The organism is Microbacterium oxydans (assembly GCF_026559675.1).
Taxonomy (GTDB): Bacteria; Actinomycetota; Actinomycetes; order Actinomycetales; family Microbacteriaceae; genus Microbacterium; species Microbacterium oxydans_D.
Genome location: NZ_CP092891.1, coordinates 2,116,834 through 2,143,076, shown reverse-complemented (window position 1 = coordinate 2,143,076; position 26,243 = coordinate 2,116,834). Strand labels below are relative to the sequence as shown.

At 69.8% G+C, this 26,243-nt stretch carries 25 protein-coding genes; 12 read left to right on the top strand and 13 right to left on the bottom strand.

The genetic code is table 11. The annotated features are described in order from the left end of the window. Window positions 1-31: 31 nt before the first annotated feature. Genes pgl through tkt form a run of 6 tightly spaced genes read right to left on the bottom strand, consistent with a single transcriptional unit; the run spans window position 32 to window position 8,145 of the window. Window positions 32-811, bottom strand: coding sequence for a 6-phosphogluconolactonase (gene pgl / locus MME74_RS10260; RefSeq protein ID WP_267414921.1), 780 nt, complete (start codon window positions 809-811; stop codon window positions 32-34). 5 nt (window positions 812-816) lie between these two features. Then, on the bottom strand, window positions 817-1,752 hold the full coding sequence (locus MME74_RS10255) for a glucose-6-phosphate dehydrogenase assembly protein OpcA (RefSeq protein ID WP_267414920.1): 936 nt from the start codon (window positions 1,750-1,752) through the stop codon (window positions 817-819). Beyond that, window positions 1,749-3,299 (bottom strand): glucose-6-phosphate dehydrogenase, encoded by a 1,551-nt coding sequence (zwf, locus tag MME74_RS10250; protein WP_267414919.1) that lies wholly within the window; start codon window positions 3,297-3,299, stop codon window positions 1,749-1,751. Before zwf ends, MME74_RS10255 begins: the two co-directional genes overlap by 4 nt. A 21-nt stretch (window positions 3,300-3,320) precedes the next feature. Then, on the bottom strand, window positions 3,321-4,928 hold the full coding sequence (locus MME74_RS10245) for a glucose-6-phosphate isomerase (RefSeq protein ID WP_267414918.1): 1,608 nt from the start codon (window positions 4,926-4,928) through the stop codon (window positions 3,321-3,323). Further along, window positions 4,925-6,037: a transaldolase gene (gene tal, locus MME74_RS10240; protein ID WP_267414917.1), complete on the bottom strand. Its 1,113-nt coding sequence runs from the start codon at window positions 6,035-6,037 to the stop codon at window positions 4,925-4,927. The genes MME74_RS10245 and tal overlap by 4 nt, the downstream gene beginning before the upstream one ends. Next, the gene (gene tkt, locus MME74_RS10235) at window positions 6,034-8,145 is read right to left on the bottom strand and encodes a transketolase (RefSeq protein ID WP_267414916.1); all 2,112 of its coding nucleotides are present in this window, start codon (window positions 8,143-8,145) and stop codon (window positions 6,034-6,036) included. Before tkt ends, tal begins: the two co-directional genes overlap by 4 nt. A 220-nt stretch (window positions 8,146-8,365) precedes the next feature. Here tkt and MME74_RS10230 point away from each other — a divergent pair, with 220 nt between their 5' ends. Then, on the top strand, window positions 8,366-9,271 hold the full coding sequence (locus MME74_RS10230; RefSeq protein WP_267414915.1) for a heme o synthase: 906 nt from the start codon (window positions 8,366-8,368) through the stop codon (window positions 9,269-9,271). A 71-nt stretch (window positions 9,272-9,342) separates the two neighbouring features. Here the strand turns inward: MME74_RS10230 and MME74_RS10225 are convergent, their stop codons facing one another. Both MME74_RS10225 and MME74_RS10220 read right to left on the bottom strand, forming a co-directional pair. Then, complete coding sequence (locus tag MME74_RS10225) at window positions 9,343-9,789, bottom strand: hypothetical protein (protein WP_267414914.1); 447 nt, start codon at window positions 9,787-9,789, stop codon at window positions 9,343-9,345. Between the two features lie 65 nt (window positions 9,790-9,854). After that, entirely contained in the window at window positions 9,855-10,961 is a 1,107-nt protein-coding gene (locus MME74_RS10220) for a COX15/CtaA family protein (protein WP_416383311.1), read from the bottom strand. Window positions 10,962-11,194: 233 nt separating this feature from the next. Here MME74_RS10220 and sufB point away from each other — a divergent pair, with 233 nt between their 5' ends. The 7 genes from sufB to MME74_RS10185 all read left to right on the top strand — a co-directional run bounded on the left by sufB (window position 11,195) and on the right by MME74_RS10185 (window position 17,881). Beyond that, window positions 11,195-12,613, top strand: coding sequence for a Fe-S cluster assembly protein SufB (gene sufB, locus MME74_RS10215; protein WP_267414912.1), 1,419 nt, complete (start codon window positions 11,195-11,197; stop codon window positions 12,611-12,613). Beyond that, on the top strand, window positions 12,613-13,830 hold the full coding sequence (gene sufD, locus MME74_RS10210) for a Fe-S cluster assembly protein SufD (protein ID WP_267414911.1): 1,218 nt from the start codon (window positions 12,613-12,615) through the stop codon (window positions 13,828-13,830). The genes sufB and sufD overlap by 1 nt, the downstream gene beginning before the upstream one ends. Beyond that, a complete protein-coding gene (locus MME74_RS10205; protein ID WP_267414910.1) occupies window positions 13,827-14,153 on the top strand; it encodes a non-heme iron oxygenase ferredoxin subunit in 327 nt (108 codons plus the stop codon). The genes sufD and MME74_RS10205 overlap by 4 nt, the downstream gene beginning before the upstream one ends. Before the next feature lie 3 nt (window positions 14,154-14,156). Then, complete coding sequence (gene sufC / locus MME74_RS10200; protein WP_267414909.1) at window positions 14,157-14,927, top strand: Fe-S cluster assembly ATPase SufC; 771 nt, start codon at window positions 14,157-14,159, stop codon at window positions 14,925-14,927. A 9-nt stretch (window positions 14,928-14,936) separates the two neighbouring features. Next, entirely contained in the window at window positions 14,937-15,266 is a 330-nt protein-coding gene (locus MME74_RS10195; protein WP_021200756.1) for a metal-sulfur cluster assembly factor, read from the top strand. A gap of 93 nt (window positions 15,267-15,359) precedes the next feature. Then, entirely contained in the window at window positions 15,360-16,514 is a 1,155-nt protein-coding gene (locus tag MME74_RS10190; protein ID WP_267414908.1) for a MalY/PatB family protein, read from the top strand. Beyond that, window positions 16,511-17,881, top strand: coding sequence for an MFS transporter (locus tag MME74_RS10185; protein ID WP_267414906.1), 1,371 nt, complete (start codon window positions 16,511-16,513; stop codon window positions 17,879-17,881). The genes MME74_RS10190 and MME74_RS10185 overlap by 4 nt, the downstream gene beginning before the upstream one ends. Here the strand turns inward: MME74_RS10185 and MME74_RS10180 are convergent. Then, window positions 17,844-18,428, bottom strand: coding sequence for a TetR family transcriptional regulator (locus MME74_RS10180; protein WP_267414905.1), 585 nt, complete (start codon window positions 18,426-18,428; stop codon window positions 17,844-17,846). The genes MME74_RS10185 and MME74_RS10180 overlap by 38 nt on opposite strands. Before the next feature lie 65 nt (window positions 18,429-18,493). Between MME74_RS10180 and MME74_RS10175 the strand changes: the two genes are divergently transcribed. Beyond that, on the top strand, window positions 18,494-19,192 hold the full coding sequence (locus MME74_RS10175) for an energy-coupling factor ABC transporter ATP-binding protein (RefSeq protein WP_267414904.1): 699 nt from the start codon (window positions 18,494-18,496) through the stop codon (window positions 19,190-19,192). Continuing rightward, window positions 19,183-19,782, top strand: coding sequence for a CbiQ family ECF transporter T component (locus MME74_RS10170; protein WP_267414903.1), 600 nt, complete (start codon window positions 19,183-19,185; stop codon window positions 19,780-19,782). Before MME74_RS10175 ends, MME74_RS10170 begins: the two co-directional genes overlap by 10 nt. A 2-nt stretch (window positions 19,783-19,784) precedes the next feature. Here MME74_RS10170 and MME74_RS10165 read toward each other — a convergent pair whose 3' ends face one another. The 4 genes from MME74_RS10165 to MME74_RS10150 form a co-directional block, all read right to left on the bottom strand. After that, window positions 19,785-21,092 (bottom strand): acyltransferase family protein, encoded by a 1,308-nt coding sequence (locus tag MME74_RS10165; RefSeq protein ID WP_267414902.1) that lies wholly within the window; start codon window positions 21,090-21,092, stop codon window positions 19,785-19,787. Between the two features lie 98 nt (window positions 21,093-21,190). Continuing rightward, a complete protein-coding gene (locus MME74_RS10160; protein ID WP_267414901.1) occupies window positions 21,191-21,862 on the bottom strand; it encodes a response regulator in 672 nt (223 codons plus the stop codon). Further along, complete coding sequence (locus tag MME74_RS10155) at window positions 21,859-23,121, bottom strand: sensor histidine kinase (RefSeq protein ID WP_267414900.1); 1,263 nt, start codon at window positions 23,119-23,121, stop codon at window positions 21,859-21,861. The genes MME74_RS10160 and MME74_RS10155 overlap by 4 nt, the downstream gene beginning before the upstream one ends. A 5-nt stretch (window positions 23,122-23,126) precedes the next feature. Beyond that, window positions 23,127-23,744, bottom strand: a complete 618-nt coding sequence (locus tag MME74_RS10150) for a DedA family protein (protein WP_267414899.1) — start codon at window positions 23,742-23,744, stop codon at window positions 23,127-23,129. 163 nt (window positions 23,745-23,907) lie between these two features. On the opposite strand from MME74_RS10150, the gene abc-f reads away from it, so the two are divergent. Further along, window positions 23,908-25,506, top strand: a complete 1,599-nt coding sequence (gene abc-f, locus MME74_RS10145) for a ribosomal protection-like ABC-F family protein (RefSeq protein ID WP_267414898.1) — start codon at window positions 23,908-23,910, stop codon at window positions 25,504-25,506. Window positions 25,507-25,552: 46 nt separating this feature from the next. Beyond that, entirely contained in the window at window positions 25,553-26,233 is a 681-nt protein-coding gene (locus MME74_RS10140) for an HAD family hydrolase (RefSeq protein WP_267414897.1), read from the top strand. The last annotated feature ends 10 nt before the right edge of the window (window positions 26,234-26,243 follow it).

Sequence of the window (26,243 nt, the reverse complement as noted above, 5' to 3'; positions counted from 1 at the left end):
TGCGGGTCCGGAGACCCGCGCCCTGTGGTGTTCAGTACGCCTGATCGATCAGGTCGGGGGAGACCTCGGAGGCCGCGGCCTCGTCGACGAAGAAGACCGTGCGCTTGCGGCCCTTGGCGCCGGCCGCGGGAACGCTCGTGTAGCTCGCTCCGGCGAGAGCGAGGCCCAGCGCCGAAGCCTTGTCGGCGCCGGTGAGCACGAGCCACACCCGCTTCGAGGAGTTGAGCACGGGACGCGTGAGGGTCACGCGCTCGGGCGGCGGCTTGGGCGACTCGCGCACCGCCAGGACCGCGGCGTCCGTCACCGTGACCTCTTCGCGGTCGGGGAACAGGGACGCGATGTGTCCGTCCGGGCCGACGCCGAGGAAGCACACCGCGAAGGACGGCCAGGGGTGTTCGTCGGTGCCGAATCGAGCGAGGTCGGCGGCGTAGGCCGCTGCCGACTCGTCGAGCGTCAGACCCGTCTCCGGGCCGGAGACCTCGTGCACGTTCTCCGAGGGCACGGCGATGTGGTCGAGCAGGGCCTGCCGCGACTGCAACGAGTTGCGGTCGGCATCGTCCCTTGGCACGAACCGCTCGTCACCCCACCAGAAGTGCACGAGCGACCAGTCGATCTCGGTGGCCCGAGGATCGGCCGCTGCGGCTTGCAGCACCGCTCCACCCATCGAACCGCCGGTGAGGGCGATGTGGGCGAGTCGGCCGTTCCGGGTGCGCGCGCGGACACGCGTGAGGAACCGGTCGGCCACGCGGCTGGCGAGTGCGGCGGGCGTGGATTCCACCACGACCCGCTTCTCGGCGGACGATGTCGTCATCGACGTCACTCTCCTGTCTCGGGCGGACCCAGCTTCTCCCAGCCCTCGGTGATGACTCGACCGTACAGGACGTCCGGGTCCAGCCGACGCAGCTCCTCCGCGAGGCACTCACGGAGGGTGCGACGCGGGAGGTGGAGGTCGTGCTTCGGCTGATCCGGCTGCGTCAGGATCGCGATACCGGGAGACGGGCGCTCGAGCAGGATGTCGCCCGACGCGCGGGTCAGACGGACCGACTTGATGCCCTCCTGCCAGTGCTCGGGGTCTTCGTACGACCAGCGCACGGGCACGTCGAGGGCCATCTGCAGCCAGGCGGCGAGCAGAGCCGTCGACGGGGAGGCCGATGCACCGCGCACCTCGACACCCGTGATCGACTCATACGGCGGCTGGTCGAGGACGGCGGCGAGCTGCTCGCGCCAGTGGGTCAGACGCGTCCAGGCGAGGTCGGTGTCTCCCGGTGCATGCGTGCGTCCGAGCAGCGCGAGCCGGTCGCGCACGTCGGGCGAGGTCGCGGCGTCCGTGATGCGACGCTGTGCGATGCGGCCGAGAGGCGACGTGGCGGGCGAGGTGGGAGCCTCCTCGGGCCACCAGGCGACGACGGGGGCATCGGGCAGAAGGAGGCCCGTGATGAGGCTCTCCTCGTTGCTCGCAGCCTCGCCGTACGCCCGCAGGACGACGACCTCGCTGGCACCGGCGTCGCCGCCGACGCGGATCTGGGCGTCGAGGCGGGACTCGCCGTCGCCCGTCGTGATCACGATGACGCGCATCGGGTGCTCGCGCGACGCGTCGTTCGCCGCGTCGATGGCGGCCTCGGCGACGCCGTTGCGGGCCGCGATGACGAGCGTCAGCACACGGCCGAGTGCGACCGCGCCGCCCTCTTCGCGCACCTTGACGAGCTGCTTGGCGACCTGGCTGACAGTCGTGTCGGGAAGATCGATGATCACGGGCGTCTCCAGACTCGTCCGTCGCGGGCCAGCAGGTCGTCGGCGGATGCCGGTCCCCACGAGCCGGGCGCGTACTGCTCCACCGGACCGCCGACGGCTGCCCAGTACTTCTCCACCGGGTCGAGGATCTTCCAGGAGAGCTCGACCTCCTCGTGCCGCGGGAACAGCGGCGGGTCGCCCAGCAGGACGTCGAGGATCAGGCGCTCGTAGGCCTCGGGGCTCGCCTCGGTGAAGGCGTGGCCGTATCCGAAGTCCATCGTGACGTCGCGGACGTTGGTTCCGCTGCCCGGGACCTTCGAGCCGAAGCGGATCGTGACGCCCTCGTCGGGCTGCACGCGGATGACGAGCGCGTTCTGTCCGAGCTCGGAGGCGTTGCCGCGACCGAACAGGTGCTGCGGAGCGCGCTTGAAGACCACGGCGATCTCGGTGACGCGTCGCCCGAGGCGCTTACCCGTGCGCAGGTAGAACGGCACATCGGCCCAGCGGCGCGTGTCGATCTCGAGCTTGATGGCCGCGTACGTCTCGGTCGTGGACTCGGGGTTCATGCCCTCCTCGTCCAGGAAGCCGGTGACCTCGTCGCCGCCCTGCCAGCCGCCGGCGTACTGTCCGCGGGCGGTCGCGAGCGAGAGGTCGTCCGGCACGTGGACCGCGGCGAGGACCTTCTCCTTCTCGGAGCGGAGGTGCTCGGCCGACAGGCTGATCGGCTCCTCCATGGCGGTGAGCGCCAGGAGCTGCAGCAGGTGGTTCTGGATGACGTCGCGCGCCGCGCCGATGCCGTCGTAGTACCCGGCACGCCCGCCGACGCCGATGTCCTCGGCCATCGTGATCTGCACGTGGTCGACGTAGTTGCGGTTCCAGATCGGCTCGTACAGCTCGTTCGCGAAGCGCAACGCCAGGATGTTCTGGACCGTCTCCTTGCCGAGGTAGTGGTCGATGCGGAAGATCGAGTCGGCCGGGAAGGCCACCTCGAGCGCGGCGTTGAGAGCGCGGGCGGACTCCAGGTCGTGTCCGAAGGGCTTCTCGATCACGACACGGCGCCACCGCTCGTCGTCGTCGCTGTTCTCGCCGACGAGGCCAGACTCCTTCAGCTGCTTGGCGACGAGGGGGAAGTCCTTCGGCGGGATCGACAGGTAGAACGCGTGGTTGCCCATCGTGCCGCGTTCGACGTCGAGCTTCTCGACCGTCTCGCGCAGCTTGCGGAACGAGTCGGGGTTGTCGAACTCGCCCGAGACGAACCGGATGCCCTGGAGCAGCTGCGTCCAGGTCTCCTCCCGGAACGGCGTGCGGGCATGCTCCTTGACGGCGTCGTAGACGACCTGGGCGAAGTCCTGGTCCTCCCAGTCCCGACGGGCGAACCCGACCAGGGCGAAGCCCGGGGGGAGGAGACCGCGGTTGGCGAGGTCGTAGACCGCGGGCATCAGCTTCTTGCGTGACAGGTCTCCGGTGACGCCGAAGATCACGAGGGCGCTGGGCCCCGCGATCCGGTTGAGGCGGCGATCGTCGGGGTCACGCAGCGGGTTGTGCCCGCGCGAGATGGGAACAGACATCGGTGGGGGATTCTCCTGCTGTTACTTCTGTGCGGCTTCGAAGAGGGCGAGCACGTCGTCCGAGGACTCGGTGATCGTCAGCGTGACGACCGGGCGGCCGTGTTCGGCGAGCACACCCGCGTCTCCGGCGGCCTGCGCCTGGATGAGCTGCCCGAACGTGAAGGGACGATCCGGGATCTCGAGGTCGACCTCGGTGCGCTCCAGGATCTGCAGGAACACGCCCTGTGCGGGACCGCCCTTGTGGTACTGACCGGTGGAGTGCAGGAAGCGCGGACCCCACCCGAAGGTGGTCGGGCGACCGGAGTCCGCCGCGACGAGCTCGCGGAGGCCCTGGAGCTGCGGCACCTCCAGGCGGTTGACGTAGGCCTGGATGGACACGTAGCCGTCGGCGGGGAGCTGCGCCCAGAGGGCGTCGAGCACGCCTTCGACCGTGCCGGAGGCGGCGAGGGCCGGGTCGGACACCCGCACCTCGACGCCGTTCTCGACGAAAGCCGGAGCGGTCGGCTCGGGACGCGCGTCGAGCAGACCACGCGCCGCGATCTTCGCCGACTCGACGTCGGGCTGGTCGAACGGGTTGATGCGGAGCAGGTGCCCGGCGATCGCGGTGGCGTACTCCCACACGATGAACTGGGCGCCGAGGGTGCCGCTGACGAGGATCTCTCCCTCGTGGCGCTCGTGCAGGTGGAATTCGTTCGCGTCGTCGACCAGGCGGACGATCTGGAGGTCGGCGGGCACGGGATCGAGCTCGGGCGAGACCGGGAGCAGGACGACCGGGAGGATGCCGGTGCCGTCCTTGCCCGTGGACTCCGCGATGAGCTGCTCGATCCAGTCCGGCAGGCCGTTGATGTGCGTGCCGTCGGTGATCAGGCCGAGCTTGTCACGACGGGGCGTGGTCGCGGCGATGGCCGCACCCAGGCGGAGAGCCGGGTTCTCGGCGGAGTCCACGGCGACCTCGAGCAGCGAGGCCTCGGCCTCGTTCAGGAGCTCGTCGATGTCGACGCCGGCGAGGCCGGACGGCACCAGGCCGAAGGCGGTCAGCGCGGAGTAGCGGCCGCCGACGTTCGGGTCGGCGTTGAAGACGCGGTAGCCCGCCTCGCGCGCGGACGCGTCGAGGGGCGAGGCCGGGTCGGTGACCACGACGATGCGCTCGGTGGGGTCGATGCCGAGGTCGCGGAACGCGGCCTCGAACGTGCGACGCTGCGAGTCGGTCTCGACGGTGGAGCCCGACTTCGACGACACCACGAGGACCGTGTCCTCGAGGCCCTCGTCGAGAGCGGCCAGCACCTGGCCGGGCGCGGTCGAGTCCAGGATCGTCAGCGGGACGCCCGAGGTCTGTGCAATGACCTCGGGGGCGAGCGAGGAGCCGCCCATGCCGGCGAGGACGACGCGCGTGACGCCCTTGGCGTTCAGGTCGGCGCGCAGCGCGACGATCTCGGCGACCAGCGGTCGCGAGATCGAGACGGCCTCGACCCAGCCGAGTCGGACGGAGGCCTCGGCCTGTGCGGCGTCTCCCCAGAGGGTGGCGTCGCCGCCGGTGATGCGCGAGGCGATCAGATCGTGGACGAGGCTCGGCACCGTCTCATCGATCGCGGCGCGGGCGGCGCCGGACGTGTGGATCGAGAAGGTCATCGCTGCGACTCCAGAGCCTCGGCGACCTGGGTGAGCAGGTCGTGCCACGAGTCGATGAACTTCGCGACGCCCTCGTCCTCCAGGACCTGGGTGACGTCGGTGAAGTCGATGCCGACCTCGGCGAGGCCGGCGAACACCGCACGGGCCTCTTCGTAGCCGCCCGTGATCGTGTCGCCGGTGACGACGCCGTGGTCGAACGTGGCCTCGAGGGTCTTCTCGGGCATCGTGTTGACGACACCGTCGGCGACGAGCTCGGTCACGTAGAGCGTGTCGGGGAGGGCCGGGTCCTTGACGCCGGTCGACGCCCACAGCGGGCGCTGCAGGTTCGCGCCCGCGTCGCGCAGAGCCTTCGCGCGGTCGCCCGCGAACGTCTGCTCGAACAGCTCGTAGGCGAGGCGGGCGTTCGCGAGGCCGGCCTTGCTCTTGAGGGCTTCAGCGGCGTCCGTGCCGATCGCGGTGAGGCGCTTGTCGGTCTCGGTGTCGACGCGCGAGACGAAGAACGACGCGACGGAGTGGATGGTCGACAGGGAGATGCCCGCGGCCTTGGCCGTCTCGAGGCCGGTGAGGTAGGCCTCGATGACCTCGGCGTAGCGCTCCAGGCTGAAGATCAGCGTGACGTTGACGCTGATCCCGGCGCCGATCGCCTCGGCGATGGCGGGCAGGCCGGCCTTGGTCGCGGGGATCTTGACGAGGAGGTTCGGGCGGTCGATCTTGGCCCACAGCTCCTTGGCCTGAGCCACGGTGCCGGCGGTGTCGTGCGCGAGGTCGGGGGAGACCTCGATCGAGACGCGGCCGTCGACGTGGTCGGAGGCCTCCCAGACGGGACGGAAAACGTCGAGGGCGGCCGCGACGTCCTGCGTGGTGGCGGCGAAGACCGCCTCCTCCGCGGTGGCGCCGGACGCGGCGAGCTCGGTCACCTGTGCGTCGTAGGACGTGTCGTTCTTGTCGGTGATCGCGTTCGCGAAGATCGTCGGGTTGGTCGTGACGCCCACGACGTTGCGCGACGAGATCAGCTCGGCGAGGTTGCCGGAGGAGATGCGGGTGCGGGAGAGGTCGTCGAGCCAGATGCTGACGCCGGCGGCGGCGAGCTGTGCGGTGGGGGTGCTCATGCGTTCTCCTTGGTGCTGTTTGCCGCGAGGGTCTCGCGGGCGGCCGCGATGACGGCCTCGGTGGTGATGCCGAACTTCTCGAAGAGGGTCTTGTAGTCGGCGGAGGCGCCGAAGTGGTCGATGCCGACCGAGCGGCCGCGGTCGCCCACGATGCCGCGCCAGCTGAGCACGGAGCCGGCCTCGACCGACACGCGCGCCGTCACGGAGGCCGGCAGCACGCTCTCGCGGTACTCGGCGTCCTGCTCGTCGAACCACTCCAGCGACGGAGCGGACACGACGCGGACGTTCACGCCCTCCGCGGCGAGTGCCTCGCGGGCGTTGACCGCGAGCTGCACCTCGGAGCCGGTGGCCACGATGATGACGTCCGGGGTGCCGTTCGGTGCCTCGGCGAGCACGTACGCGCCCTTCGAGGCGTTGTCGGCGGAGGCGAACACGTCACCCGAGGCCGCGCCTTCACCGCGGGCGAACACCGGGATGTTCTGACGGGTCAGAGCGATACCGGCCGGTCCCTCGTGGCGACGGAGGATCTCGAGCCAGGTCGCGGCCGTCTCGTTCGCGTCCGCGGGGCGCACGACGGTGAAGTTCGGGATCGCGCGGAGCGTCGCCAGCTGCTCGACGGGCTGGTGCGTCGGACCGTCCTCGCCGAGGGCGACGGAGTCGTGGGTCCAGACGAAGATGCTGGGCACGTTCATGAGCGCTGCGAGACGCACGGGCGGGCGCATGTAGTCGCTGAAGATGAGGAACGTGCCGCCGAACGCGCGGGTCGGGCCGTGCAGCACGATGCCGTTGATGATCGCACCCATGGCGTGCTCGCGGATGCCGAAGTGCAGCACGCGGCCGTAGGGGTTGCCCGACCACTCGTGGGTCGACCACTCGGCGGGGATGAACGACGGCGCGTCCTTGATGGTGGTGAGGTTCGACTCGGCGAGGTCGGCCGATCCGCCCCACAGCTCGGGGAGCTCGGCGGCGAGGGCGTTGATGACCTGGCCGGACGCGGCGCGGGTCGACACCTCCTTGCCGGATTCGAACACCGGCAGGGCGCTCGTGATGTCGGAGGGGAGCTCCTGCGCCTCGAGGCGGTCGAGGAGGGCCTTCTTCTCCGGGTTCGCGGCGGCCCAGGCGTCGAACGACTCCTGCCAGGCGGCACGGGCCTCGGCGGCACGGGCGGCGAGACCACGCGTGTGGGCGATGACGTCGTCGGCGACCACGAAGTTCTGCTCGGGGTCGAAGCCGAGGACCTTCTTGGTCGCGGCGAGCTCGTCGGCGCCGAGAGCGGAGCCGTGGATCTTGCCCGAGTTCTGCTTGCCGGGCGACGGCCAGCCGATGATCGTCTTGAGGATGATGAGCGACGGCTTCGAGGTCTCGCCCTTCGCGGCCTCGATGGCGGCGTGCAGCTCGGCGACGTCTTCGACGTACTCGCCGGTCTTCTTCCAGTCGACGACCTGGACCTGCCAGCCGTACGCCTCGTAGCGCGCGGCGACGTCCTCGGTGAAGGCGACGTTGGTGTCGTCCTCGATGGAGATCTGGTTGGAGTCGTAGATCGCGATGAGGTTGCCGAGCTGCTGGTGACCCGCGAGCGAGGAGGCCTCGCTGGTGACGCCCTCCTGCAGGTCGCCGTCGCCGGCGATCACGTAGACGAAGTGGTCGAAGGGGCTCGTACCCGCCTCGGCCTGGGGATCGAAGAGACCGCGCTCGTAGCGGGCGGCGTAGGCGAAGCCCACGGCGGAGGCGAGGCCCTGGCCGAGCGGGCCGGTGGTGATCTCGACACCCTTGGTGTGGCCGTACTCCGGGTGACCCGGGGTCAGCGAACCCCACGTGCGCAGGGCCTTCAGGTCGTCCAGCTCCAGACCGAAGCCGCCGAGGTAGAGCTCGACGTACTGGGTGAGCGACGAGTGTCCCGCGGAGAGGATGAAGCGGTCACGACCGAGCCAGTCGGTGTCGGTCGGGTCGTGACGCAGAACCCGCTGGTAGAGGAGGTAGGCCGCCGGGGCCAGGCTCATGGCCGTGCCGGGGTGACCGTTGCCGACCTTCTCCACGGCGTCAGCCGCCAGGATTCGTGCGGTGTCCACCGCGCGCCGATCGATCTCATCCCACTGCAATTCCGACACGTTCATGCCCTTTCCGACAGTTTCGAGGGCGCCCGTATTCCCTGGCGCATCCGCATCATCACGGAGAGGTGTGCACATCGCCGGGCGCGCGAGTGTTTTCAGCATAGCGGTGACGTGCGATGCGCTACGCGGGCCCGCGAGCCGGATGACGTCATCCGGTGTCATACACTGGAGAGGTTGTCCGGTCACACGTGCGGAGGAGGCGATCGAGATCTCGACGATGTCTGATCAGACCGTGAGGAAGTCGTCCGTCGGTCGCACGGTGAAGGCCTACGTCACGCTCACCAAGCCGCGCGTGCTCGAACTGCTGCTCGTGTCCACGGTTCCCGTGATGTTCCTGGCGCAGGGTGGGCTGCCGAACCTCTGGCTCGTGCTGGCGACCGTCATCGGCGGATCGCTGAGCGCCGGTTCCGCCGCCTCGTTCAACATGTACCTCGATCGCGACATCGATGCGCACATGCACCGCACCGAGAATCGGCCTCTGGTCACGGGCGAGGTCAGCCCCCGCGGCGCGCTGATCTTCTCGTGGACGCTCGCCGTCGCCTCGACCGTCTGGCTCCTGCTCACGACGAACTGGCTCACCGCCCTGCTGTCGGCGACGGCCATCTTCTTCTACGTCGTGATCTACACGATGATCCTCAAGCGCCGCACCGAGCAGAACATCATCTGGGGCGGCATCGCCGGGTGCTTCCCGGTGCTGATCGGCTGGTCCGCCGTGACCGGCTCGCTCGACTGGCCGGCCTTCATCCTCTTCCTCCTGGTCTTCCTCTGGACGCCGCCGCACTACTGGCCGCTGTCGATGAAGTACAAGGACGACTACGAGGACGTGGACGTGCCGATGCTCGGCGTCACGCGCAACGCCTCCCAGGTCGGCCTCCAGGTCATCCTCTACGCGTGGGCGACCGTGGCCTGCTCGCTCCTGCTCGTCCCGATCGCGGACATGGGCCTCGTCTACACGGTGTCCGCCGCGGTGTTCGGCGGCTGGTTCATCTACGAGTCGCACCGCCTGTACAACCGGGCCGTCCGCGGGACCGAGCCGCGTCCGATGCGCGTGTTCCACGCCTCGATCACCTACCTGACGCTGATCTTCGTCGCGGTCGCGGTCGATCCGCTTCTGCCCTTCTGACACCTTCCTCGGAGAGACGACGGAGCAGCGCCGATTTCTCGGCACCGCTCCGTCGTCTTCGGCTCGTGTGATCAGCGGGTGATCGAGGGAGCGTCCTCTTCCTTGTCGTCCGCGTCGGGCGCGGTCTCGACGACGGCATCCTCGGCGGCCGGCGTGCTCTCGGCGACGGTCTCGACGGGTGCGGGCGCGGTCACGACCGGCGCCGGCTTCTCGTCGGCCTCGGCAGTCCAGTCGATCGCCTCGACGACGGCCGGAGCGGGGGTGGGGACGAGCGAGCGCGCGGCGACAAGTCCGAGCGTCAGCAGGATGCCGACGATGCCGGCGGCCAGCACTCCGGCGCCCACGACGACGAGCGACTGTCCGACGTACACCTCGATGCCGGTGGCGGTGCCGTCGAGCAGCGTGGTCGTCATCGTCGCGATCTGGCCGGAGATGAGCCATCCGCCGACCGCGGTCGCGGCGAGGGAGACGACGAGCAGGAGCCAGAAGCCGATGCTTCGTGAGAGTGACTTGTTCATGCGGCCATCATCGCGGACATCCTGATGAGTCGGCGATGCGCCGCCTGTGGATCGCCTGTGCGGCGTCAGTCCGCGGCGGCGACCGGGCGCTTCAGATGCAGCACGACCACGGTGTAGGTCGCGGCGGAGAGCGAGGCCAGGACCATGTGGATGCCGACGAGCAGCGGGGGGAGACCCTCCCGGGCCTGCCAGACGCCCACGCCGACCTGCACCAGGATCGCGAGAACCAGCACGAGCAGCCAGCGCCGCGGTTCCAGGCGGAGCGCCCAGGCCGCGATGGTCAGGAACAGCACCAGGGCGGCCAGGATGTAGCCGGGCCACGAGTGCACGTGCGCGAGCACCGTCGCATCGAAGCCGTGTCGCAGCACGTCCGCATCGCCCGAGTGCGGGCCGGAACCGGTCGTGAGCACGCCGAACACGATGGTCACCGCCAGGGCGAGCCCGGTCACGTGGGTGACGATGGCGAACCACGCGGGCACCGCGCGTTCGCGCGGTCCCGGAGCGGTCTTCAGACGCACCAGGAAGGCGGCGGTGACGCATACCAGCAGCAGCGACGACGTGTAGTGGAAGCCCACGATGAACGGGTTGAGTCCGGTGAGGACCGTGATGCCGCCGACGAGGGCCTGCGCCACGACGCCGATGAGCGTGAGCCAGGCGAGCAGGACGAGATCTCGGCGAGCGGGTGTCGTTCGCACGGAGTGGACGGCGGCGGCGATCACCGCGAGGAGGAGGACGCCGGAGGCGATCGGGAAGGCCGGGATGTGGAAAGGCATCGCGATCGCATAGGCGATCCCGGCCGCGACGATCCCACCCGCGGCGTACCAGAGCGCGTCGACGAGGGCCCGCTTGCCGCTGATGGTGTGCAGGACCAGGAGCACGACGACCAGCGCGATGATCCCGACCACGCCGGTCATCAGGCGGTTGCCGAACTCGATGAGGCCGTGGACGCCCTGCACCTCGAAGATCGGGACCAGGGACTCGGGAGTGCACAGCGGCCAGTCCGAGCAGCCGAGTCCCGAGCCGGTCAGGCGCACGGCGCCGCCGGTGCCGATGATGATGGTCTCGCTGAGGAAGGACAGCCAGGCGAAGACCGTCAACGCACGGCCCCACAGAGCAGAGCGGCCCGGAGCCGTTCGCGTCGTCGGGGAGGCGGGGATCGTCGTCTCGGGCATAAGTCCTCCGGACCGCGCACGACGTGGCGGGCATGGCCCGTCTGTCAGGCGGAACCTGTAGAATCGGATTGTTGCGATGAGCGCTTACCGCGCTGAAGCATCGTCAACAGTTTAGGCGCGATGGAAGCGCCGGTGATGAGGGCCCACCAACGGCACCCGCTCCCGCAGACTCGACGGGGATCAGGTGTGTCGGGGCGGATGACACCGTTTGGGACCTGTGAGGAGAGTGTTGGATGTCGGATGTACTGATCGACCGCCCGGAGCTTGATGGTCTGGGGGTGTACGAGTTCGGCTGGCACGATGAGGATGCTGCGGGTGCCATCGCGAAACGCGGTATCTCCGAAGAGGTCGTCCGCGGCATCTCGGCTCTCAAGAACGAGCCCGAATGGATGCTCAAGACCCGTCTCAAGGGCTATCAGCTCTTCGGGCGCAAGCCGATGCCGACCTGGGGCGCAGACCTCAGCGAGATCGACTTCGACAACATCAAGTACTTCGTCCGCTCCACCGAGAAGCAGGCGCAGTCGTGGGAAGACCTTCCCGCCGAGATCCGTGAGACCTACGAGCGCCTCGGCATCCCCGAGGCCGAGCGCCAGCGCCTCGTGGCCGGCGTCGCGGCCCAGTACGAGTCCGAGGTCGTCTACCACCAGATCCGCGAGGACCTGGAGGCGCAGGGCGTCATCTTCATGGACACCGACACCGCGCTGCGCGAGCACCCCGAGTTCTTCGAGGAGTACTTCGGCACGGTCATCCCCGCCGGCGACAACAAGTTCGCCGCGCTGAACACGGCCGTGTGGTCGGGCGGCTCCTTCGTCTACGTCCCCAAGGGCGTGCACGTGGAGATCCCGCTGCAGGCGTACTTCCGCATCAACACCGAGAACATGGGTCAGTTCGAGCGGACGCTGATCATCGCCGACGAGGACAGCTACGTCCACTACATCGAGGGCTGCACCGCCCCGATCTACAAGTCGGACTCGCTGCACTCGGCCGTCGTCGAGATCATCGTGAAGAAGAACGCCCGCGTTCGCTACACGACGATCCAGAACTGGTCGAACAACGTCTACAACCTGGTCACCAAGCGCGCCGTGGCGTACGAGGGCGCGACGATGGAGTGGGTCGACGGCAACATCGGCTCCAAGGTGACGATGAAGTACCCGTCGATCTACCTGATGGGCGAGCACGCCAAGGGCGAGACCCTGTCCGTCGCCTTCGCCGGCCCCGGCCAGCACCAGGACGCCGGCGCGAAGATGATCCACATGGCTCCGTACACGCAGTCGTCGATCGTCTCGAAGTCGATCGCCCGCGGCGGCGGTCGTGCGGGCTACCGCGGTGAGGTGCGGGTGGATGCCGCGGCACACCACTCCGCGAACACCGTGCGCTGCGACGCCCTGCTGGTGGACACCAAGTCCCGCTCCGACACCTACCCGGCGATCGACATCCGTGTCGACGACGTGCAGCTCGGACACGAGGCCACGGTCTCCAAGGTCAGCGAAGAGCAGCTGTTCTACCTGCAGTCCCGCGGCATGCCCGAGGACGAGGCGATGGCGATGATCGTGCGCGGCTTCATCGAGCCGATCGCGCGCGAGCTGCCCATGGAATACGCGATGGAACTGAACAAGCTCATCGAGATGGGCATGGAAGGATCGGTCGGCTAGTGACTGCCGCGACGACAGCGCCTGCCGAGGCGCAGCACACCGACGCGCCCGAAGGCGCGCACATCGACCCGGCGGCACAGGTGGCCGCTGCGGGATTCGTCCCGGTGCAGACCCGCTCCGAGCGCCCGCACTCCTTCGAGCCCGACGACTTCGGCGCCCCCACCGGGCGCGAGGTCAACTGGAAGCACACGCCGGTCGCCCAGCTCACCCCGCTGTTCGCAGTGGCGGAGCCGAACGACGGCGTCAGCTACACCTACACGGCCGGCGAGCAGTACATCGCCGCCCCGCTCGCGGTCGGCACCGCGCCGCGCGGTGAGGTCTTCCTCGCGGAGGACGTCACGGCGGCCGTCGCCTGGCAGGGCAGCGCCGAGGCCCTCCACGTGCGGATCCCGCGCGAGGAGGAGGTCGCGGAGCCGGTCTTCATCGCGATCACCGGTCAGGGTGCCGAGCGCCGTGCCGATGCGCACATCGTCATCGAGGCGCTGGAGCACAGCTCCGCCACGGTCGTCCTCCAGCACACCGGTTCCGCCCAGTACGCGCAGAACGTCGAGATCATCGTCCGGGACGGCGCGAAGCTCACCGTCATCAGCCTTCAGCAGTGGGCGGATGACGCGGTCCACGCCTCGGCGCACCAGGCCCGAGTGGGCGCGGACGCGACCCTCAAGCACTTCGTCGTGAGCTTCGGCGGCGGCGTCGTGCGGGTCAACCCGAACGTCGAGCTCGCCGGCGCCGGTTCCGAGGGATACCTGTACGGCCTGTCCTACGCGGACGCCGGGCAGCACCTCGAGAGCCAGGTCTACCTGCACCACAAGGGCCCGCACACCAAGGGCGACGTCCTCTACAAGGGCGCGCTGCAGGGTCAGGGCGCGCACAGCGTGTGGATCGGCGACGTGCTGATCGGCGCCGACGCGACGGGCACCGACTCGTACGAGGCGAACCGCAACCTGGTCCTCACCGAGGGCGCGCGCGCCGACTCGATCCCGAACCTCGAGATCGAGACGGGCGACATCCTCGGCGCCGGGCACGCGAGCGCCACCGGTCGTTTCGACGACGAGCAGCTGTTCTACCTGCAGGCGCGCGGCATCACCGAGGAAGAGGCACGACGCCTGGTCGTGCTCGGTTTCCTCACCGACATCGTGCAGCGCCTCGGCATCCCCGCCCTCGAGACCGAGCTGCTGGCGGCCATCGAGACGGAGCTCGCCGAGGTGAGTGCATGACCGCGGAGCGCGTCTGCGGCGTCGCCGACCTCGAGCAGGACATGCCTCTGCGTGTCGACCCGAGCGGCGTGCCCATCACGGTGATCAAAGACGGCGACGGAGTCATCCACGCCATCGGCGACACCTGCACCCACGGCGACATCTCGCTGTCCGAGGGCTTCGTGGAAGGCGACACGGTGGAGTGCTGGGCACACGGCTCCGCCTTCTCGCTGCTCACCGGAAAGCCCCAGAATCTCCCCGCATATGAGCCCGTCCCGGTCTACGTCGTCCAGATCGACGGCGACGACGTGCTCATCGATCCAGCTGTGACGAAGGAAGTCTGAAGAATGTCTGTTCTCGAGATCCGCGACCTGCATGTGACGGTCGAGACCGAGGCGGGGACCACCCCGATCCTCAACGGAATCAACCTCACCATGAACACCGGTGAGACCCACGCCATCATGGGCCCCAACGGCTCCGGCAAGTCGACGCTGGCGTACACGATCGCCGGCCACCCCAAGTACACGGTGACCTCCGGCTCGATCACGTTCGACGGCCAGGACGTCCTTGAGATGACCGTCGACGAGCGCGCCCGCGCCGGGCTGTTCCTCGCCATGCAGTACCCGGTGGAGATCCCCGGTGTGACGGTGACGAACTTCCTGCGCACGGCGAAGACCGCGCTCGACGGCGAGGCGCCGGCGATCCGCGGCTGGACCAAGGACGTCAAGCAGGCCATGTCGAACCTGCGCATGGACCCGAAGTTCGCGCAGCGCAACGTCAACGAGGGCTTCTCCGGCGGCGAGAAGAAGCGCCACGAGATCCTGCAGCTCGAGGTGCTCAAGCCGAAGTTCGCGATCCTCGACGAGACCGACTCCGGCCTCGATGTCGACGCGCTGAAGATCGTCTCCGAGGGTGTCAACCGCGCGAAGGAGTCCACCGGACTCGGCGTGCTGCTGATCACGCACTACACCCGCATCCTCCGCTACATCCGTCCCGACTTCGTGCACGTGGTCGTCGCGGGCAAGATCGTGGAAGAGGGCGGCCCCGAGCTCGCAGACCGGCTGGAGAACGAGGGATACGACCGTTTCCTCGACCCCGCCGCTCCCATCGAGGCGTAGGCTGATCGCATGACAGCGACCCTCACGGACGAGAAGTACGACGCGGTCACCGAGGCTCTCAAGGACGTCATGGACCCCGAGCTCGGGATCAACGTCGTCGACCTCGGCCTCATCTACGACCTCGCCTGGGATGACGAGAACGATGCTCTCGTCATCCACATGACGCTGACCAGCGCGGGCTGCCCGCTCACCGACGTCCTCGAGGACCAGACCGCTCAGGCTCTGGACAGCGTGGTCGACCGCTTCCGGATCAACTGGGTGTGGATGCCGCCGTGGGGCCCGGAGCGGATCACCGACGACGGGCGCGACATGATGCGCGCCCTCGGCTTCGCGATCTGACCCCCACGGGGAGCACCGCCGTGAGGCGGCCCGATCGCGCGCGCTTCATCGGATGACACGTCGACGGCGCGTGTCGGAACCTCGGGAGAACGAATGCTTCAGGTGAAGGCCCTGCCGCTGGCGGAGCTCCGCGAGCGCAGCAGCGAGAAGTGGCGGGAGTATCCCGCCGAAGTCCTGCCGCTGTTCGTCGCGGAGACCGACTTCCCGCTGGCGCCGGCGATCTCCACGGCGCTGCAGCGCGCGGTCGAGATCGGCGACACGGGGTACGTCGCTTCGCGGACCCCGCTCGCCGAGTCGTTCGCCGCATTCGCGACCCGCCGCTACGGGTGGGAGCCGGATCCCGCGCGCATGCGCAGCACCGCCGACGTGAGCATGGGGATCGTCGAGATCCTGCGCCGTGTCACGCAGCCGGGAGAACGGGTCGTCGTCACCCCTCCGGTGTATCCGCCGTTCTACGACCTGGTGGCCGAGGCCGGTGCCGAGGTCGAGCGCGTCCCTCTGCTCGACACGGGCACGCACTGGGAGCTCGATCTCGACGGCATCCGTGGCGCGTTCGAAGACGGAGCGACGGCGATCCTCCTCTGCAACCCGCACAACCCGACCGGCACCGTGCACGGGCGCGACAGTCTCGCCGCCCTGGCGGAGCTGGCCGAGCAGTACGGCGCCGCCGTGGTCTCGGACGAGATCCACGCGCCGCTCGCGCAGCCGGGCACCGGGTTCACCCCCTTCCTCGCGGTGAGCGATGCCGCCGCGCGCGTGGGCTATGCGGTCGTCAGCGCGAGCAAGGCGTTCAACCTCGCCGGCCTCAAGTGCGCCCTGATGGTCACGGCCGACGACGAGACGAGCGCCGTGGTCCGCGGACTGCCCGTCGAGGTCGAGTGGCGCACCGGACAGTTCGGACTCCTCGCCGCCGTCGCCGCGTTCTCGGAGGAGAGCGATCCCTGGCTCGACGGACTGCTGCGCACCCTCGACGAGAACCGGGTGCTCCTGGAAGACCTCCTCGCGGCGCACCTCCCCGGCGCCCGCTACCGCATCCCCGACGCCGGATACCTCGCCTGGATCGACCTCTCCGCGTTGGAGTGGGGCGACAACCCGGCCCGGCGCATCCTGAAGGACGCCAAGGTCGCATTGCACTTCGGGCCCGCCTTCGGTGCGGAGGGCGTGGGGCACGTGCGGCTGAACTTCGGTACCAGCCCCGAGATCCTCACCGAGGCCGTCGAGCGCATCGCGGCGCTCGTGGGGCGATGACCGTCCCGGCCGACGCCGCGACCATCTGGGACCGCCAACGGATCTGGGTCACCCTCGGTGCCGTCGCGCTGATCTTCCTCGCGGCGATCGAGGCGCTCGCGGTCACGACGGTGATGCCGATCGTCAGCGAGGCGCTGCACGGGGAGGCCCTCTACGCCGTGGCGTTCGCCGGCACCCTGGCGACGAGCGTGATCGGCATGGTCGCGATGGGTGCGTGGTCGGATGCCCGCGGACCGCGCGGCGCCCTGTACGTCGCCGTGACGCTCTTCATCCTCGGCCTGCTGATCTCGGGCTTCGCCGTGACGATGGACCAGTTCCTCATCGGTCGACTCGTCCAGGGGCTGGGCGCGGGAGGACAGACCGTCGCGCTCTACGTGGTCGTGGCGAGGCTGTACCCGCCGCACCTGCACGGGCGGATCTTCGCCGCCTTCGCCGCGGCCTGGGTCGTGCCGTCGATGGTCGGCCCGTTCCTCGCCGGCGCCGTGGCCGAGTACCTGGACTGGCGATGGGCGTTCCTCGGCGTCGCCGTGCTCACCGCGGCGGCCTTCGTGATGATCGCGGTCCGGCTGCGCGGGGTCGACCTCGGAGGAGGTGAGCCGCAGGACCGGCGCGCGCTCGTCGTCCGGCTGGCACTGGCCGTGGTGGTGGCGGTGCTCGCCGTCGTGATCGGCTTCTCGGCGAAGCTGGCGCCCCCGATCGGATGGCCCGTGGCACTCGGAGCCGTGCTGGCGATCGGCGTCGCCGTGCTCCCGTTGTTGCCGCGACGCACCCTGCGGGCGGGCCACGGTCTGCCGAGCGTGGTGCTGATGCGCGGCATCGCGGCGGGCGCGTTCTTCGCGGCCGAGGCCTACATCCCGTACCTGCTCATGAAGAAGTTCGACTTCAGCGCCACCTGGGCCGGAGTCGCCCTCATGCTGGCCGCGCTGGCATGGGCGGGGGCCTCGGCGCTGCAGGGACGTTTCGGCGAACGACTGGGTAATCACCGCATCACGGTGATCAGCCTCGGCTCGCTCCTCGTGGCGATGCTCTGCGTTCTGACGGCCGCGGTGTTCGATGTGTCGCCGGCCGTCGTGGTGCTCGGATGGGCGTTCGCCGGCGGAGGGATGGGGCTGCTCTACCCGCGCCTGACCGTCCTGACGCTGGCGTACTCGGACGAGACGAACCAGGGGTTCAACTCCTCGGCACTGTCGATCTCGGACGCCACCGGGTCGGCCGTCGCCATCGCCCTGGCCGGACTCGCCGTGGCCACACTCGGCGGACAGGCGAGCGCGTTCGGGGCGGTCTTCGCGTTCTGCGTCGGCCTGCTGCTGTTGGCCGCGGTCCCCGGACTCAGGCTCGGGCACGCGGCGGAGTCGCCGGCTCCCTGAGCGCTCCCGCGAGCGCGGTGACCCCGAGGTCGAAGACGCGGTCGAGGCCGGCCGTGACGTCGACCTCATCCGCACGGGGGAGGGCGCCGTGGCTGTCGGCATGCATGCGCTGCTGCACGAGGGTGGCATGGCCGAGGACGAAGTGCAGGATCGCCGCCCCGCGGTCCTCGGCGTCGGTCGCGCCCTGTGCGCGCAGTGCTGCGGTGAGTGCCGACTGCGCCTGCGAGGAGCCGAGCTGGAGGGCGTACGTGCTGAGCACCAGCTCGGCGCCGTCCCGGTAGGCGAAGAGCGCGTCACGGATGCTTCGCGCGGTGGTGAGGACGTCGGCGCTGCCCTGGGGAATCGAGGCCGTGATCCGGTCGGCGAGATCGGCCAGCAGCTCCTGCTTGCTGGCGAAGTGCCAGTACAGGGCGCTGGGCTGCACGTCGAGCCCCGCGGCGATGCGACGCATGGACAGATCGGCGAGCCCGACCTCGTCGAGCAGGGCGAGGGCGCTCCGAGCGACGCTGTCACGGTCGTGCCGTGCCGGATTGGGCTCTGGGCTCATCCTCCCATTATAGTGAACGACGTTCAGGTGAACACTGTTCAGGAGCACGGATCCGGGAGGGCGCGATGACGGGGCACACAGAGCTCGCGCTGGCGCCGATCACCCTCGACGGCGTCACGGTGCGCTTCGACGGTCGCACGGTGCTGCGCGGGGTGGGCGTCGAGCTCACCGCGCCGACGATCGCCGTGATCGGCGCGAACGGGTCGGGGAAGTCGACCTTCGCGCGGCTGCTGAACGGTCTGGTGGCGCCCGACGTCGGCACGGTGTCGGTGCACGGCCTCGACACCGTGAAAGACAGGGCGGCGGTCCGGAAGCGGGTCGGTTTCGTGTTCACCAACCCCGATGCGCAGATCCTCATGCCGACCCCCGCGGAGGACCTCGCCCTGTCGCTGCGCGGGCGGTCGCGGGCCGAAGCAGCCGAGCGCGTGCGCGAGACGCTCGCCGCGCACGGGCTGGAGGAGCACGCCGACGTTCCCGCCTCGAGTCTGTCCGGCGGGCAGAAGCAGATGCTGGCCCTCGCCTCCGTCCTCATCACCGAGCCGCGGCTGGTCGTGGCGGACGAGCCGACGACGCTCCTCGACCTGCGCAACGCCCGCCGCATCGGAGATCTCCTGCTCGCGCAGCCGGCCCAGGTGGTGATCGTGACGCACGACCTGGAGCTGGCGGGACGCTGCGGAGCCGCGGTGCTGTTCGACGAGGGCCGGATCGCGGCTTCCGGGGAACCGGCGACGGTGATCGACGCCTACCGTCGGGCGTGCGCGTGATCGCGCTGTACCATCCGGGCACGGGAGTCCTGCACCGGGCACCCGCCGGACTCAAGCTGGCCGTGCTCGCGATCGGAGCGCTCGTCCTGTCGCTCTATCCGCACGATCCGCTGAGCATCGCGATCGCACTGCTCGTCGTCTGGGCGCTGTACGGCGTCGGTGGACTGCCGTTCCGGACACCCTTCGTCGAGATCTGGCGGCTGCGCTGGATCGTGCTCGTCCTCGCCACCGCGCTGGCCGTCTTCGTCTCGCCCGTCGCCGCCTGGGTGAACACGGGTCGCGTGGTGGCCGTGCTCCTCCTGGCGGGCCTGCTGACGCTCACGACCCGGATGTCGGATCTCCTCGCGGTGCTGCGCCGGCTGCTGGTCCCGTTCCGCCGCTTCGGTCTCGATCCGGACGTCGTGGCGCTGACGGTCTCCCTGACCCTCACGACGATCCCGGTGATCGCCGGTTTCGCCCGGCGGGTGCGGGAGGCGGAGCAGGCCCGCGACGTCCGTCTGGGCGTGCGCACCGTGGTGCCGCTGCTGGTGCTGTCGCTGCGGCATGCGGATGATGTGGGGGATGCCCTGGCCGCACGGGGCATCGGCTGACCTCACGCCGGTACGAGTACTCCGGCCGGGGACGACGGCGGTGCGACGCGTGATGCGAGCCGCAGGGCGACGGCGATCAGGGTGACGGCGATCAGGACCGTCGCGACCGAGGTGCCCAGTGCGAGCAGCAGCACGACGCCGATCAATCCGCTCAGGGCCGCGATGACGAGCCGGCGCGTCGATGCCGTCGCCGCCGGGGCGGGCTGCGACTCGAATCGGGTGAACGCCACTGCCACGAGGGCGCTGAGGGCGAGTGCGGTCGCGAGCCAGAGCGGACGTCCCGCCCACCAGCCGGCACTGTCGAGGTCCGGCAGAGCGACCCCGGTGGTCAGGGCGTACACCGCGGTGACGCCGGCCATGACGAGCAGCACCGGCATGTGCCAGAGGTAGATGGTCATGGTGCGCACGGTCACGAAGGCCGTGAAGGCGGCCACGCGCGGACGGCGGCTGAAGCGCTCGAGCCGCTCGCGGTGCAGCGAGAGCAGACTCGTGTGCACGATGCCGACGAGCAGCAGGGCCGCCGTCGGAGGGTTGATGTTGTGGATGAGGTCGGGGGAGTACAGGCCCGTCAGGAACGTCGTGGCCAGCAGGAGAAGAGCTCCGAAGCCGGCGGTGGCGCGCACGCGCCGGCTCAGAGCATCGATGCGTCCGTCGGCCAGGAAGAACCCGAGCTGCTGCAGCGTCATCCACACGAATGCGAGGTTCAGGAAGCCGAGGCCCTCGAAGCCGGTCGCGCCGCGCAGCACATCGACCGCGATCGCGGCCAGCGCGAGCGCCCCGATCGTCCGGTACGGCGCGCGTTCGTGCGCGGCCGCGAGAAGGGGAAGCAGCGCCTGGCAGAGGAGGAAGACCCCCAGGAACCACAGCGGCTGGCCGTAGCGGAAGCCCGCCGTCGCGATCAGATCGGCCGGGACGCCCGAGACCGTGAGCACGGCGAGCGCGACGCCGACGACCGCGATCGTGAAGATCGCGGGTCGCAGCAGGCGGTGCAGTCGGCCGGCGACGAAGTCCACGCCCGTTCCGCCGCGCTGCCGCAGACGCCGGTAGGCGAGGAGGCCGGAGAAGCCGCCGATGACGAAGAACAGCGGCATGACCTGGAGGAGCCAGCTGAGCGGGGCGATCCAGCCGGTGCCGTCGCTGGCGTTGTCGAACACGGGGCCGGTCGCGTCGACCGTGACGCCGACCATGATGGAGTGCAGGAGCACGACGCCGAGCACGCACAGCGCCCGGACGAAGTCGATCCCGGTGTCGCGGGATGCGCGCGGGGGAGCCGTGACGGTGACGGCGCGCGGTGCCTGGACGATGGCCATGAGTCCTCCTCGGGAGTGGTGTCCCAGGAGACTATGGACGCGGTGGCATCGGGGGCATCACCCTCGGGTGCCGTTGCGACCCCCTACGACGGGGTGAGTCAGGAGGCCGGCTCGACGAGTCCGGTGTCGTAGGCGAGGATCACGGCGTGCACGCGGTCGCGGAGGTTGAGCTTCGCGAGCACCTTGCCGACGTGCGTCTTGACCGTCTGCTCGGCGATGAAGAGGTCGGCGGCGATCTCGGTGTTCGAGCGCCCCCTGCCGATCAGCACGAGGACCTCGCGCTCGCGCTCGGTCAGGTCGGCGAGTGCCGTCTCCGAGCGCGGAGCTCGCGGACGACGACCGGCGAACTGCTCGATGATGCGTCGGGTCACGCTGGGCGCGAGGAGGGCATCGCCGCCGGCGACCACGCGCACGGCATGCACGAGCTCTTCCGGCAGGGCGTCCTTGAGCAGGAATCCGCTGGCGCCCGCCTCGAGCGCGTCGTAGACGTAGTCGTCGATGTCGAAGGTCGTGAGCATGAGGATCCGCGGCACGTGAGCGGCCGGGTACGCCGGGCCGAGGATCCGTCGGGTGGCCTCGATCCCGTCGAGCTCCGGCATCCGCACGTCCATCAGGATCACGTCCGGGTCCAGGCGCGCGGACAGCGTGACGGCCTCGACCCCGGTCGCCGCCTGCCCGACCACGCGGATGCCGTCGTGCGCGTCGAGCAGTGCGGCGAATCCGGCGCGCACCATGGCCTGGTCGTCGGCGATGAGCACGCTGATCGTCACGGGGTCTCCTTGTCGGGGGAAGGGACGGCTGCGGGTGAGGCGTCGGCGGTCAGCGGGAGCGTCGCGTCGACACCCCAGCCACCGTCGGAGGTCGGGCCGGCCGACAGGCTCCCGCCGAGGAGCTCGGCCCGTTCGCGCATGCCACGCAGTCCGTAGCCGGTGCTGTGGTTCTCCGGCGCACGTGCCGGCGCGGTGTTCTGCACGCGGATGCGGACGGCGCCCGCGTCGGCCTGCACACGCACCTCGATGCGCGCCCCCGGGGCATGCCGCACCGCGTTGCTCAGCGCCTCCTGGACGATGCGGAAGGCGGCGATCTGCACGGCGGGCGTCGCGGAGGAAGCGGTCTTCTGGCCCTCCAGCGCGAGCCCCACCTCGACGCCGGCCCGACGGATGCTGTCCACCAGTGCGGGAATGTCGTCGATGCCCTGCTGCGGGGCGAGTTCGGCGGTCTGGTCCTCCGTGCGGAGCACGCCCAGCATGCGTCGCATCTCGGTGAGCGAGCTCCGGGCGGTCGCCGCGATGTCGTCGAACTCCGTGGTGGCCGCGTCGCTGAGGCCCGGGATGCGGTACCGGGCGGTGGACGCCTGCACCTGGATCACGGACATGCTGTGGGCGACCACATCGTGCAGCTCCCGGGCGATGCGGGTGCGCTCCTCCACGAGGGCCCGTCGGGACTCCTCGAGCGCACTGTGCTCCTTCTCGCGGGTGAGCTCCTCGGCCACGCGCAGGCGGCCGGCCACCAGCGCGGCGATGAGGTACATGGTGACGGCGACGGCGGCGGTCACGATGAGATCTGCGGTGGCGCTGCCGGACGTGGCGGGCGTCGCGACCATGTCGGGACGGAGGAGCGGCGAGGTCAGCGACGCGATGACGCCGAGGATGAGGGCGAACGCCCCGAGCCGCGCACCATGGAGGAACGTGACGACGCCGACGAACAGCACGAAGACGAGGAGCGCGGGGACCGACCACGGCCACGGCGACTCCGTCGCGAGCTCCGGCACGACGGCGAGCGGGAGGAGCAGCGTGGCTCCGGTCAGGACGGCGATCGCCCAGCGCGGGTGGGAGAGGGCGAGGAGCGGCGATCCGCACAGCGCCGCGCCCAGGAGGAATGCCAACGGCAGCGGTGTGCCGTAGAGGACGGTCTGCAGCGGCACGAGCACGGCGTACAGCGCGACGGCCGCCGCACACAGCGCCGCGAGGGCGAAGGTGCGGCGGCTGATCCGTTGGCGGCGCGGGATGCGCTCTCGGCGGCGTGCCATGACTGTCATCCTGCCAGTTGCGGTGCCGGCTCGCGGCGGCGACGGGCCGCGGCGATGCGGTCGATCACGAGGCCGATGACGAGCGCGATGACGATGCCGAGACAGGCGCTGAGCAGCGGCTGATCCTTGATCCAGGCGCCGGCGAGCAGGCCGACGGCGAGGCTGAACACGCTCCAGCTGACGCCAGCGATCAGGCTCAGCGGCAGGAAGCGTCGCCACGAGAAGCCGAGAGCGCCGGCCGACATGTTGACCGCGACGCGCCCCACCGGGATGTATCGCGCCCCGAGGATGAGGGTCGCGCTGCGCCGGTCCAGGGCGCGCTGGGCGTGATGGAACGCCGTGGCCACCCGAGGGCGCCGCATCCAGGCGAAGCGGGTGGTGCCGAGCCCTCGGCCGATCAGGTAGGCGATGTTGTCGCCGATCGCGGCGCCGACCGCGGCCACCGCACCGAGCAGGAGCAGATTCCCCTCGCCGGTGGACGCGGTGACGGCTGCGGCGGCGACGAGCACGGTCTCGCTGGGGACCGGCGGGAAGAAGCCGTCGATGATCGTCACCGCGAACAGCACGAGGTACAGCCAGGGCGATGCGATGGCCTGCATGATGAGCTCGTTGAGGATGTCCACCAGAGCACGTTATGCAGGGGGTGCCCGCGGCGGCATCCCTCTGCGGTATCGGACGGATCCCTCTCCGGAGTGATGTTCCTGACCGCGGCATCCGGCGGCGCCGCTTATACTGGGAGGCTGGCCGATCGGCCGAACCACCTCCCTGGAAGAACGGACGTCTGCTGTGCTTGCCGTGCACGACCTCGAGATCCGCGTTGGCGCGCGCCTGCTGATGGAGAACGTCTCGTTCCGCGTCGCCGACGGAGACAAGATCGGACTCGTCGGTCGCAACGGGGCCGGGAAGACCACCCTCACCAAGGTGCTGGCCGGCGACGTCCTGCCCGCCGGTGGCTCGGTGACCCGCTCGGGTGAGCTCGGCTATCTGCCGCAGGACCCCCGCTCCGGCAACCCGGAGGACCTCGCGCGCACGCGCATCCTGGACGCCCGTGGGCTCGGTCAGCTGAACCTCGGGATGACCGAGGCGGCGCTCGCGATGGGCTCCGACGACCCCGCGGTCGCGGACAAGGCGATGAAGCGGTACGCCCGTCTCACCGAGCAGTTCGAGGCCCAGGGCGGCTATGCGGCAGAGGCGGAGGCGGCATCCATCGCCAACAACCTCTCGCTGCCCGACCGCATCCTCGACCAGCCGCTGTCGACATTGTCCGGCGGTCAGCGCCGTCGTATCGAGCTCGCACGCATCCTCTTCTCCGACGCGCAGACGATGATCCTCGACGAGCCTACCAACCACCTCGACGCCGACAGCGTCGTGTGGCTGCGCGAGTTCCTCAAGGGGTACAAGGGCGGGCTGATCGTGATCAGCCACGATGTCGAGCTCGTCGGCGAGACGGTGAACCGCGTGTTCTACCTCGACGCGAACCGCCAGATCATCGACACGTACAACATGAACTGGAAGAACTACCTGCGTCAGCGGGTGGCCGACGAGGAGCGTCGCAAGAAGGAGCGCGCGAACGCCGAGAAGAAGGCGACGACGCTGCAGCTGCAGGCCGCCCGCTTCGGTGCGAAGGCGTCGAAGGCCGCCGCGGCCCACCAGATGATCGCCCGCGCGGAGAAGCTGCTCGCCGGCCTCGACGAGGTGCGCCAGGAGGACCGGGTCGCGAAGCTGCGCTTCCCGAAGCCGGCGCCCTGCGGAAAGACGCCGATGATGGCATCCGGGCTCTCGAAGTCGTACGGATCACTCGAGATCTTCACCGACGTCGACCTCGCGATCGACCGCGGATCCAAGGTCGTCGTGCTCGGTCTGAACGGTGCGGGCAAGACCACGCTGCTGCGCATGCTCGCGGGTGTCGACCAGCCCGACACGGGCCAGCTCGAGCCCGGTCACGGACTCAAGGTCGGCTACTACGCCCAGGAGCACGAGAACCTCGACGTGAACCGTTCGGTGCTCGAGAACATGGTCTCGGCGGCACCGCACATCACCGAGACCGAGGCGCGCAAGGTGCTCGGGTCGTTCCTGTTCACGGGCGATGACGTCCTCAAGCCCGCCGGGGTTCTGTCCGGTGGGGAGAAGACGCGTCTCTCGCTGGCGACGCTCGTGGTGTCCTCCGCGAACCTGCTGCTGCTCGATGAGCCCACGAACAACCTCGATCCCGCATCGCGCGAGGAGATCCTCGGTGCGCTCGCGCACTACGAGGGTGCGGTCGTCCTGGTCTCCCACGACCCGGGCGCCGTCCAGTCGCTCAACCCCGAGCGCGTGCTCATCCTTCCCGACGGCGTCGAGGACATCTGGAGCCAGGAGTACCAGGACCTCATCGAGCTCGCCTAGGAGCCCGCTCGAACCGCGTGTCGGCGGCCTGCTGTAGCGTCGACACATGGATCCCACCCGCATCCGCGCCGTGTGCTGGGACTGGAACGGAACGCTGCTCGACGACGCCGAGATCTGTCGCCAGGTGATGAACGCCGTGCTCCGTGAGCACGAGCTGGATCCTCTGATCGATGCCTCCGCCTACCGTTCGGTGTTCCGCTTCCCGATCCGCGACTTCTACCGGGAGGTGGGGATCGGCGACGAGCGCTTCGTGCCGGCCGCCACCGCGTACCTCGAACTGCTCGCGACGCGGGTGGGCGAGGCACGACTCCACGAAGACGCCCGCACCACACTCGCGGTGCTCCGCGCGCACGGCATGCGCCAGGTGCTCGCCTCCGCGACCCTTCCCGACGCCCTCGCGCGACAGATGGCGCCGTACGACCTGGAATCGGCGTTCGAGCGGGTGCTGTCCATCGACGATCCGTATCGGGCGTCGAAGCACGACGTCATCGCGCGCTGGCTGTCGGGCTCGGGCCTCGCCGCCGACGAGGTGCTCGTGATCGGCGACACCAACCACGACCGGGAGATCGCGCATGAGCTCGCCATGCCCTTCGTGCACTTCGACGGCGGGCACCAGGCATGGTCCGGCGAGACGCGCCGGATCGCGGCACTCGGCGAACTGGTCGACCTGCTGCTGCCTCCGGCGTCCCGGAACGCGGAGGGCGCCGTCGAGAAGGAGCGAGGCTGAGGCGGAGGGG

Coding starts and splice junctions, on each gene's coding strand:
- MME74_RS10195 (WP_021200756.1), top strand. CDS start 14,937: ATGACAGCGACCCTCACGGACGAGAAGTACGACGCGGTCACCGAGGCT.
- MME74_RS10180 (WP_267414905.1), bottom strand. CDS start 18,428: ATGAGCCCAGAGCCCAATCCGGCACGGCACGACCGTGACAGCGTCGCT.
- sufC (WP_267414909.1), top strand. CDS start 14,157: ATGTCTGTTCTCGAGATCCGCGACCTGCATGTGACGGTCGAGACCGAG.
- MME74_RS10220 (WP_416383311.1), bottom strand. CDS start 10,961: ATGCCCGAGACGACGATCCCCGCCTCCCCGACGACGCGAACGGCTCCG.
- MME74_RS10225 (WP_267414914.1), bottom strand. CDS start 9,789: ATGAACAAGTCACTCTCACGAAGCATCGGCTTCTGGCTCCTGCTCGTC.
- MME74_RS10205 (WP_267414910.1), top strand. CDS start 13,827: ATGACCGCGGAGCGCGTCTGCGGCGTCGCCGACCTCGAGCAGGACATG.
- sufB (WP_267414912.1), top strand. CDS start 11,195: ATGTCGGATGTACTGATCGACCGCCCGGAGCTTGATGGTCTGGGGGTG.
- zwf (WP_267414919.1), bottom strand. CDS start 3,299: ATGTCTGTTCCCATCTCGCGCGGGCACAACCCGCTGCGTGACCCCGAC.
- MME74_RS10140 (WP_267414897.1), top strand. CDS start 25,553: ATGGATCCCACCCGCATCCGCGCCGTGTGCTGGGACTGGAACGGAACG.
- MME74_RS10165 (WP_267414902.1), bottom strand. CDS start 21,092: ATGGCCATCGTCCAGGCACCGCGCGCCGTCACCGTCACGGCTCCCCCG.
- MME74_RS10230 (WP_267414915.1), top strand. CDS start 8,366: ATGTCTGATCAGACCGTGAGGAAGTCGTCCGTCGGTCGCACGGTGAAG.
- MME74_RS10175 (WP_267414904.1), top strand. CDS start 18,494: ATGACGGGGCACACAGAGCTCGCGCTGGCGCCGATCACCCTCGACGGC.
- MME74_RS10185 (WP_267414906.1), top strand. CDS start 16,511: ATGACCGTCCCGGCCGACGCCGCGACCATCTGGGACCGCCAACGGATC.
- tal (WP_267414917.1), bottom strand. CDS start 6,037: ATGAGCACCCCCACCGCACAGCTCGCCGCCGCCGGCGTCAGCATCTGG.
- MME74_RS10155 (WP_267414900.1), bottom strand. CDS start 23,121: ATGGCACGCCGCCGAGAGCGCATCCCGCGCCGCCAACGGATCAGCCGC.
- MME74_RS10190 (WP_267414908.1), top strand. CDS start 15,360: ATGCTTCAGGTGAAGGCCCTGCCGCTGGCGGAGCTCCGCGAGCGCAGC.
- MME74_RS10245 (WP_267414918.1), bottom strand. CDS start 4,928: ATGACCTTCTCGATCCACACGTCCGGCGCCGCCCGCGCCGCGATCGAT.
- pgl (WP_267414921.1), bottom strand. CDS start 811: ATGACGACATCGTCCGCCGAGAAGCGGGTCGTGGTGGAATCCACGCCC.